Origin of the sequence: Actinobacillus ureae ATCC 25976, from assembly GCF_000188255.1 — a bacterium.
Classification (GTDB): domain Bacteria; phylum Pseudomonadota; class Gammaproteobacteria; order Enterobacterales; family Pasteurellaceae; genus Actinobacillus; species Actinobacillus ureae.
Map to the genome: position 1 here is coordinate 379,607 of NZ_GL831081.1, position 9,502 is coordinate 389,108.

A 9,502-nucleotide genomic window follows, 5' to 3' on the forward strand; every position below is an offset into this window, starting at 1 on the left:
GGGGTGCAGATCAAAACTGAGCTTTTTTATTTCTAATTCGATTACATCGAAACAATCACACATTCCGCTACGCTACGGGCATTAGATTGTGCAGTCGATGCTGCTGCTCTGTCTCCAACCGGACCGACAAAAACACGATTCCAATCAGAGCTTGAACTAATACGCGCATTAAAACCAGCCATCGCTAAGCGAGCCTGCATATTTTCAGCTTGCGCTTTATTCTTAAATGCACCGCATTGTAAACCAAAACGTCCCACTTGATTAGTTGCTTTATCTGCTGGTTTTGCCGCACTTGCAACTACTTTGGTTTGTTCCGATTTTTTCGCTTTTACTGCTGTGAGTTTTGCTTGTTGTTCTGCGCTTGCTGCGGTTTCCACCGGTTTAGCCGTTTCAACCGGAACTTGGTTCTGCTTCGCAAGCTCTTGTTGTTTCTTCAATTCTGCTTGCTTACGTTTTTCTTCCGCTAATTTCGCCGCCTTTTGTTCAGCCGCTTTCTTTGCAGCTAACTCTTCCGGTGTTAACGCAACAACCGCAGGTTGCGCTTCTGTTGCTGTTTCAGTCGATGCTGCAGGTGTCGCTGCTTCAGGCTGAGTTGCTGGTTTTTCCGCTGCTAAACGAGCCGCTTCTTCTTGCTTTAATTTTGCTTCAAGCTGCTGTTTTTGTTCTGCTGAAAGCTGAGCTAATTTTTCTTGTGATTTCTGGCTATTGTCAGTTAACACTTCACGTGTTTCCAAATCACGAATATAGCTATACACCTCTTCCGGTCGACTCGGTAAGGCAGGGCCTTGCGGCTGCTGAACTGGTTGAGTCGGTTGCGCTATAGGTATTGCTTGCGTCGGTGCATTTTCTTTTAATACCCATAGACCAATCCCACCAGCCAAAAGTAAGAGAATGATAATCCCTAAAATGAGAGATTTATTAGTACCCTTTTTTTTGTTCGAGCGGGCTGCATAATCACGTTGTGGCACGATAACACCTTGTCCTATTGGACCTAAAAAACTATAAAGATTGCGATCCTACTAAAAAAACAGTGCCTTGCCTAGAAGTTCATAGGACAAGCGGTCTGATTTTCACAAAAATTTACGCAGATTTTAAATGTGAAAGATAAACATCAAAGCGGTGATTTTTCGTGGTTTGCGAAAAATCCGGTTTTTGCTCTGCTAAAAAGGGCGCATAGTCCGGACGTTTTACCACCACTCTTTTACGGGCAAGAGCTTTTGCCGGCGCAAAAAAATCATATGAATCTAAATCTGCACCAACTAAATGTTGGAATACTCGCATTTCTTTTTTCACTAACGCACTCTTTTGTTTATGCGGATACATCGGGTCGAGATAAACCACATCAGCCATTTGCTGTGCTGCGTCTAGTAACGAGATATTACGCACGTCGGCTAAAATCATTCGTTCTTGCATAAATGTACCGATTTCCGGATCGGCATAGGCTCTTGCCAAACCATCTTCCAATAACGCCGCTACAATTGGGTTACGTTCAATTAATAATACTTTACAGCCGACAGAAGCCAATACAAAAGCGTCTCTGCCGAGCCCTGCGGTAGCATCAATAACCGTAGGTAAATAATCACCTTTGATCCCCACTGCTTTTGCTACCGCTTCACCTCGACCACCACCGAATTTACGGCGGTGCGCCATAGTGCCATCGACAAAATTCACAGTAATCGCACCGAGTTTCGGTTCGTCCAGTTTACGCAGCTCTAAACGCTCGTCAGTTAAAACTAGCGCAAGAATAGCGGATGGGTCGTGAGCTAGTTGCCATTTGTCACAAATTTGCTGAAATTTCTCAGTATGCGAAGATTCGTTGATAAGTTGAATTGTCATTATATTAATTGCAAAAAAATTATTCGGTAATTAACCACGGAAAGCACCGAGGTACACAGAATAAGAAAAAGTATGTGCTATTTCCGTGCCGTCGGAGTATTCCATGGTAGGAAATATCAGCTAAATAGCTGATTAAAATGTTCAAGTAAGCAGGATTTACCGGCAAGCGGTTCATTTTGCCACGATTTTTGCAAAATCTCATGACTGAATAGCTTTTCATATTCCGCGGAAATCGGACGATAACTAATGTGCCAAGGCTCATAACCAACTTTGATATTATTCACACCGTTGAAAGGAAAATAAAAACCGAAATATTCGGCATTATGGTGCAGCCATTCGGCTAATGGAGCGAAATAACCGCCGGTTTGGTATTCCCAAGGCTCAAGCTGTAAATTTTGCCCTTCCGGCAGCAAATCGGGATCAAAAATATCAATTTCTGTTCCCCAATGATGACGGCTGGAACCGGGTACTGCCGACCAGCGCATCATCGCTTGGATTTTGTGTAAATCGTCCAATTTAGCCATATCAATCGCACAGCCGCTATCATCATGTACTTTGCGTTCACCATTAAATTTTGCATTCCAAATCAGCATTTGGCGTTCGAAATCACGATAAGTGCTAGCAGGCTGTAAATTAAAACCGGCTTCTTTTGCTGCCTGCTGCAATGCTAAAAAGGCATCGACCACCCCAGCTTGCAAAAAGTGTTTATCCGATAACGGATTCGGCAACGGCACAAGATGTTCGCGTGTTTTACCGGTGAGGATTTGTTCGAGGTTTGCTATCATTTTAATCTTTCCTCAGCATTAACTTTTGAGTAAGTATTCGAGGATTTGATAGTACACCTCTCCACATTTGCCAAGGTCATCAACATTAACACATTCATTCACTTTATGAATAGTAGCGTTTAACGGTCCGAATTCAACGATTTCCGCCCCCATTAAAGCGATAAAGCGTCCGTCAGAAGTCCCTCCGCTGGTATCTAAACGAGGCGTAAATTTTGTGACATTTTCGACCGCTTGTACCGCCGCTTTGACTAATTGCCCATTGCCGGCAAGAAACGGTTTACCGGATAAATTCCAACTAATACGGTGTTTTAACTGATGCTTAGCTAACATTTCCGCTACTTTATTTTTGATAATGTCATCAGTAACTGATGTACAATAACGTAAGTTAAATTGCACATATAATTCGCCCGGAATCACATTATTACTGCCGGTTCCCGCTTTGATATTTGCAATTTGTAAACTGGTCGGTAGAAAAAATTCATTCCCGTTATCCCATTGATAAGTGGTTAATTCGGTTAAGAAATTTAATGCCGTATGCACCGGATTTTCGGCTAAATGCGGATAAGCAACATGGCCTTGTACACCTTCGATATAAAGATCACCGGTAATTGAGCCTCGTCTGCCGTTTTTAATCACATCGCCTAACACTTTGCCGCTAGAAGGTTCTCCCACTACGCAATAGTGAATCGGTTCGCCTCTCGCCATCAGTGTTTCCACCACTTTTACCGTGCCGTCTTTTGCCGCCGCCTCTTCATCGGAAGTAATCAGCAATGCAATCGTGCCGACATGGTTTGGGTTTGCTTTAACAAATTCTTCCGCTGCAACAACCAGAGCGGAAAGCGAACCTTTCATATCTGCCGCACCACGTCCGTAAAGCATATTATCCACAATACGAGCTTCAAACGGAGGATAAGTCCATTGAGTTTCATCACCAACCGGCACCACATCGGTATGTCCAGCAAATGCAATTACAGGATGTCCGCTACCATGCTTCGCCCATAAATTTAACGTATCGCCGAATGGCAACCACTCGAGCGTAAAGCCTAACTGTTGCAAACGATCTGCAATCACTTGTTGACAGCCTTGATCAGCCGGACTAATTGAGGGACGACGAATTAAATCTTGTGCGAGGTTGATGATGTTGTTTTTCATATTCTAATTTTCCAAAAATAAATTATTTACCGAACGCTTGTTCATATTGTTTGACATCAAAGCCAATGAGAGCAATACCGTCTTGTAAAATAATCGGGCGTTTAATTAGGGTCGGTTGCTCTAATAGCACTTTTAATACTGTTGTACGATCCAGATTATTTTTAACCGCGTCATCTAAATTACGCCAAGTAGTTGAGCGCTTGTTCACCAAAGCTTCCCAACCGAATTGGCTCTCAATTTGTTCAAGCCATTCAGTAGTTAATCCCTCTACACGATAGTCATGTAAAACGGGTTGTAGCTGATATGCTTCAAGCCATTTAAGCGCTTTTTTTACTGTGTCACAGTTTTTAATCCCATATACTCGTACTGTCATGATAAGTTCCTTTAGCTTGCTCAGAAAAGTTAAATACTCTAGTGCTTTTTGTAGTGTGATACAAGGTTATCGTAAAATATTCTTCAATAATTTATCCTGATTGATAAGTTAAAATTAAGGTAATAAAGTTATTCAAATTATAAAATTTGTAATGAAAAATTGAAAATACTCTGTATAATTTGCGAACTCTTCTACAAAGGTACTACCACTAATGAAAAAATTAACATTCAGGACGCTCACATTATTTATTGTGTTGCTGCTGACTGCTTGCGGAAGTTACACTGATTCGAACTCATCCAACACAAGAAAAGCAAAATATCAGATTTCGAATGAAGATGTACAAAAATGGGTCATTGAAAAAAACAAATACGAACAATGTCTCTATCCTAAGGAACGGAAATCTAAGGGTGCTAAATTATCCGAGGGTAATCGAATGTTGTATCAAATGGCTGTTTATCAAACGACTCTCAGCCAAGTGATTGGATAAGATAATTATCTTATCCTTACACAAGATCTAGCTTTACAACGTTTTTTAGCTAAAAAATCGCAACAGCACGGACATTCACAAGAGGCACAATTTAGCCAAGCTTGGTGTAATACATTGGAAGCGACTTATTTACAGCCGACAAAAGCCAAAAAGGCTGTCACTAAGCCGACTAATGTCAAAAAAACAACTAACAAAAAAACAAGAAAAGCTAAAGTAACTAAAAAATCAGCTCGTATTGTTAGAAGCGAAATTGATAATAGCGATAACCAATATCAATTAGATATCGCACAAGAAGAAGTAATTGAGCCGGTAGCGCTGCCTGTTCAACCTGAAGAAAAAGAATCATCTTTCCAAGAGCCACAAGCACCAAGTGATCGAATCAGAGTCAATTGGGAACCGGTGAAAAACGAAGTGTATTCTTACTAAAGGCTAAACAAAAAGAGATGTGAAGATTAACTCACATCTCTTTTTTATTTATTCACATTCCGCTACCGCCTTCCAGACTCTCAACATATCGGCAGTTTCTGCTACATCATGTACACGAATAATTTTAGCGCCGTTTTGCACCGCAATTAATGCACCGACCACCGAAGCTGTCACACGTTGCTCAACTGGTCTGCCGGTTACCGCTCCGAGCATGGATTTACGAGATAAACCGGCAAGCACCGGAAAACCGGCATCCGAAAAGGCTTTTAAATACTTAAGAAGCGTAAAGTTATGCTTTGCACTTTTACCAAACCCAAAGCCAGGATCGAGGATAATATGTTCTTTTGGAATCCCAGCCGTGATACATTCAAAAATGCGTTGATTGAGAAAATCCGCCACTTCTTCCAATACATCATCATACACCGGATTTTGTTGCATATTCTGCGGATTACCTTGCATATGCATTAAACAAACCGGCAAACCTAATTCAACAGCAGTGTCTAGCGCATTCGGCTCGGTTAAGGCTCGAATATCATTTAGAATATCGGCACCTGCTTCTGCTGACTGTTTAAACACTTCCGCTTTTGAACTATCAACCGAAATCAAACAATCAAAACGTTTCCTCACCGCTTCCACTAACGGTACAACACGTTCCAACTCTTGCTCCAATGTCACAAGTTCCGCATTAGGGCGGGTTGATTCACCACCGATATCAATAATATCCGCTCCGTCATTCAACATTTTTTCCACTTGGGATAACGCTTTATCCAAACTAAAAAACTTACCCGAATCGGAAAAAGAATCAGGGGTAAAGTTTAAAACCCCCATAATTTGCGGCTGAGTTAAATCTAACAAGCGGTCTTTTTTTTGATAATTTTTGAAATGAATTTGCATAACCATATTCCTTTCACCTAGCACGGCTGTGCTGTACCAGGTTATGTATATAAATAATCCCTAGGCTTGCGATGCCCTCAACTTCGCCAATACACCTTTTAGGGTTTTATCCAATGGAGCAGTAATCAGCATTTCTTCGCCAGTTTTCGGGTGTTCGAAACGAATTGAATAGGCGTGTAAAAATAAACGGTGTAAACCGACCGCTTTCATTTTACTGTCAAATTCTGCCTCACCATATTTATCGTCTAACGCAATCGGATGTCCGGCATATTGGGTATGCACACGAATTTGGTGAGTACGACCGGTTACCGGTGAGGCCTTAACTAAAGTTGCATTGGCATAGCGTTCTTCAATCGCAAAGCGGGTTTCGGACAGTTTGCCTTCTTCGCTTACTTTAACAATACGCTCACCACTTGCTAATTCATTTTTCAACAATGGTGCTCTAATCACTTTAACGTGTGATTGCCATTGCCCACGTACTAATGCGAGATAATCCTTTTGCACCACTTTTTCACGTAATTGCTCGTGCAGATTACGCAAAGCCGAACGCTTTTTCGCCACTAACAGAATGCCGGACGTATCACGATCGATGCGATGAACTAATTCTAAAAATCTTGCCTGTGGGCGTAAAGCACGCAAAGCTTCGATGACACCGAAACTCAAACCGCTACCGCCGTGAACCGCAATTCCAGACGGCTTGTTAATTACTAACATCACATCATCTTCATACAAAATTTGCTGTTCTAACTCGGCAACTTTATTCAATTTAGTGGAAATCGGCGCTTCGTTTTTCTCAGCGACACGCACCGGCGGTACACGTACAACATCGTTCTCTTGTAATTTATATTCCGGTTTGATTCTGCCTTTATTCACACGCACTTCACCTTTACGCACAATGCGATAAATTAAACTTTTCGGTACGCCTTTCAATTTGGCGAGTAAGAAATTATCTAAACGCTGCCCCGCTTCATCATCACTAATGGTGAAAAATTGCACGCTGGCATTAATTACTTTTTCTGTAGTCATTGGTTTTACTTCTTGATAAAAAATTTGTGCTAATTTTAACATAATCCCCCCTAGCAAGGCAGGAAAGCGGTCAGATTTATCGAAAATTTTACAAATAGCCTGCACTAATCATGATTTCTATTGTCATTAGTACGCAATTTGTGCAAAATGCGCACCTTCAATTTCTCTGTCCTTCAACTTGATGTGAAGGATGTCAACATAAAGGAAAATCAAATGTCAGCAGAAAAAACCGCTGAAACAGTGCAACAGGTTGATGTTGTAGCTGAAACAACAAAAGTGATTGATAAAGTAAGCACTATGGATATGCAAACTTTATTAAAAGATTGGGTTATCCCGTACGGAACAAAGGTATTATTAGCCGTTGTTATTTTCGTCGTCGGTAAATTCTTTGCTCGCTTAATCAGTAAGTTATTAGGTAAAGCGGCTTTAGCTTCAACTAAAGACGAAATGTTACAAAGCTTCGTTAGCTCAATCAGCTATTTCTTATTGTTATTGATTGTGGTGATTGCCTCACTTTCACAATTAGGTATTAACACTAGCTCGTTAGTAGCATTAATCGGTGCGGCAGGTTTAGCGATTGGTCTCTCACTACAAAACTCATTACAAAATTTTGCTGCAGGTGTGATGTTATTAATCTTCAAACCGTTCCGTAAAGGCGATTTAATCGAAACCGGCGGCATGACAGGTACGGTTGAGCAAATGGGTTTATTGGTATTGGAACTGCGTACCGGCGATAACAAAACCGTATTAATTCCAAACGGCAAAGTGTTCTCAGACAGCATCGTTAACTACTCTGCAAACGATGTTCGCCGTATTGATTTTACTTTTGATATTTCGTACGAATCTAACTTAAAAGAGGCGAAAGAAATTGTATCTCGCCTCTTAGAAAATAACGCTTTAGTATTAAAAGATCCGGCATTTGTCGTGGCAGTCGGTGCATTATCAGCACATAGCGTACAACTTGTGGTTCGTCCTTGGGTGAAAACAGCGGATTACTGGACAGCTTACTGGGGAATTACCGAAATGGTCAAACTTGAATTTGATAAAGCCGGTATCGAGATTCCATACAATCAAATGAATCTTCACCTTGCAGACAGTAAAAGCATTGCGATTGAAAATAAATAATCGCTGAACGGCTTACAAGCGGTCGGTTTTCTAGCAAATTTTGCAAAAAAATCGACCGCTTTTATTTTCTATTACTTCCTCAAGTGATACCTATCCTACGATTGTCTTCTTTTTATCTCTCCTCACATTCTCATTATTATTTATTCAAATCAATAAAATGTGAAAATCATTACCCAAACACACCAAAGTCGCTTAGAATCTATACACATATAATATTTTTTAATAATAATTTGTTTATTTTAGGAACGAAACATATGACAACACCACTCAACTTTGTGATGATTTCACCGCATTTTCCGACTAATTTTGAGACGTTTGCCGTCCGAATGAAGGAAAAAGGCATTAATACATTGGGAATTGCTGACACGCCCTATGAGCAACTGAGCGATACCTTAAAAGCGCATTTAACCGAATATTATCGTGTGGATAATATGGAAGATTATGATCAGGTTTATCGTGCGGTCGGTTACTTTGCACATAAATACGGGCGCATTCACCGCATTGAATCGCATAACGAATATTGGCTTGAGCTGGATGCCAAATTACGTACCGATTTCAACGTGTTCGGTTATAAAAATGAGGATATGCTCACGATTAAAACCAAAGCACATATGAAAGAAGTGTTTCGTAAAGCCGGTTTAAAAGTAGCAAAAGGACGTGTGTTTAAAGATGAGCAAGATGCTCGCAAATTAGCTAAAGAGCTGAAATTCCCGGTAATTATTAAACCGAACTCCGGCGCTGGTGCTTCAGACACTTATAAAGTGCGTAACGAAGCGCAGTTAAATGAATTCTTCGCTGTGCAGAATCCGTCTGTTGAATATATTATGGAAGAATTTATATGTTTCTGAAATATTTACATGTGCATTATAAAAATCGTCCACTTCTATGTTTACAACACTAGGTGTCAATTTCAACAACTGTAATAAATATAAATAACTGTCAGATTCGATTCCAAAAATATTATTAGATGAGAAATTATCTTTTTTCACGCTATCTAATATAGCATATCCAACAGGTGTAATTTTTCTATTAGGATAAACCAAACCCAACTCATGTAAGCCTGATGTTTTTTGACGGGCATCTTTATCTTTCCGAGAAGCATTACCTCTAAGTAACCCATTCTCTTTCATTAAGTCATAGAAGTCAGGTTGAGTTATTGAATTCCATTCAGTATGAGTTTTTCAAAATTCTTCTAATAAAATTAGTAACTGTTCATTTTTATAACTTAAATCTTTAACCCTAAAACTTGTTGAACCTAAACTCCAACAGTAAGATTTAAAAATCATACTATATCCTCACTACTATCCATTGATAGGTATTATAAATAAAATCACTTGACAGTAACATTCTATCACTTTTTCTGTATAAACATTATTCATTTTAATATTATTTAAGGGG

Annotated in this window: 10 protein-coding genes and 1 pseudogene; 4 read left to right on the forward strand and 7 right to left on the reverse strand. The window is 40.1% G+C overall.

Annotation, left to right across the window (positions count from 1 at the left end; genetic code table 11):
• Positions 1-41: 41 nt before the first annotated feature.
• The 5 genes from ftsN to HMPREF0027_RS09695 all read right to left on the reverse strand — a co-directional run bounded on the left by ftsN (position 42) and on the right by HMPREF0027_RS09695 (position 4,146).
• The gene (gene ftsN / locus HMPREF0027_RS09675; RefSeq protein ID WP_005624729.1) at positions 42-968 is read right to left on the reverse strand and encodes a cell division protein FtsN; all 927 of its coding nucleotides are present in this window, start codon (positions 966-968) and stop codon (positions 42-44) included.
• A 112-nt stretch (positions 969-1,080) separates the two neighbouring features.
• Positions 1,081-1,836 carry a class I SAM-dependent methyltransferase gene (locus HMPREF0027_RS09680; protein ID WP_005624731.1) on the reverse strand — a complete coding sequence of 252 codons (756 nt, stop codon included), beginning with the start codon at positions 1,834-1,836 and terminating at the stop codon, positions 1,081-1,083.
• Positions 1,837-1,952: 116 nt separating this feature from the next.
• Entirely contained in the window at positions 1,953-2,621 is a 669-nt protein-coding gene (locus HMPREF0027_RS09685) for a M15 family metallopeptidase (protein ID WP_005624733.1), read from the reverse strand.
• A gap of 18 nt (positions 2,622-2,639) precedes the next feature.
• On the reverse strand, positions 2,640-3,773 hold the full coding sequence (gene dapE, locus HMPREF0027_RS09690) for a succinyl-diaminopimelate desuccinylase (protein WP_005624736.1): 1,134 nt from the start codon (positions 3,771-3,773) through the stop codon (positions 2,640-2,642).
• Between the two features lie 22 nt (positions 3,774-3,795).
• Positions 3,796-4,146 (reverse strand): ArsC family reductase, encoded by a 351-nt coding sequence (locus HMPREF0027_RS09695; RefSeq protein ID WP_005624738.1) that lies wholly within the window; start codon positions 4,144-4,146, stop codon positions 3,796-3,798.
• 211 nt (positions 4,147-4,357) lie between these two features.
• On the opposite strand from HMPREF0027_RS09695, the gene HMPREF0027_RS11370 reads away from it, so the two are divergent.
• Positions 4,358-4,633, forward strand: a complete 276-nt coding sequence (locus HMPREF0027_RS11370; protein ID WP_005624740.1) for a DUF5358 family protein — start codon at positions 4,358-4,360, stop codon at positions 4,631-4,633.
• Between the two features lie 114 nt (positions 4,634-4,747).
• Positions 4,748-5,059, forward strand: coding sequence for a hypothetical protein (locus tag HMPREF0027_RS11375; RefSeq protein ID WP_005624742.1), 312 nt, complete (start codon positions 4,748-4,750; stop codon positions 5,057-5,059).
• Positions 5,060-5,107: 48 nt separating this feature from the next.
• Here the strand turns inward: HMPREF0027_RS11375 and folP are convergent, their stop codons facing one another.
• Positions 5,108-5,953 carry a dihydropteroate synthase gene (gene folP, locus HMPREF0027_RS09705; RefSeq protein WP_044024510.1) on the reverse strand — a complete coding sequence of 282 codons (846 nt, stop codon included), beginning with the start codon at positions 5,951-5,953 and terminating at the stop codon, positions 5,108-5,110.
• A 60-nt stretch (positions 5,954-6,013) separates the two neighbouring features.
• Positions 6,014-6,979 carry a 23S rRNA pseudouridine(955/2504/2580) synthase RluC gene (rluC, locus tag HMPREF0027_RS09710; protein ID WP_044024546.1) on the reverse strand — a complete coding sequence of 322 codons (966 nt, stop codon included), beginning with the start codon at positions 6,977-6,979 and terminating at the stop codon, positions 6,014-6,016.
• A gap of 213 nt (positions 6,980-7,192) precedes the next feature.
• On the opposite strand from rluC, the gene HMPREF0027_RS09715 reads away from it, so the two are divergent.
• Positions 7,193-8,104: a mechanosensitive ion channel family protein gene (locus HMPREF0027_RS09715; protein ID WP_044024511.1), complete on the forward strand. Its 912-nt coding sequence runs from the start codon at positions 7,193-7,195 to the stop codon at positions 8,102-8,104.
• Between the two features lie 254 nt (positions 8,105-8,358).
• Positions 8,359-8,943, forward strand: a pseudogene (locus tag HMPREF0027_RS09720) (ATP-grasp domain-containing protein); the annotation flags it as partial.
• Positions 8,944-9,502 lie beyond the last annotated feature (559 nt).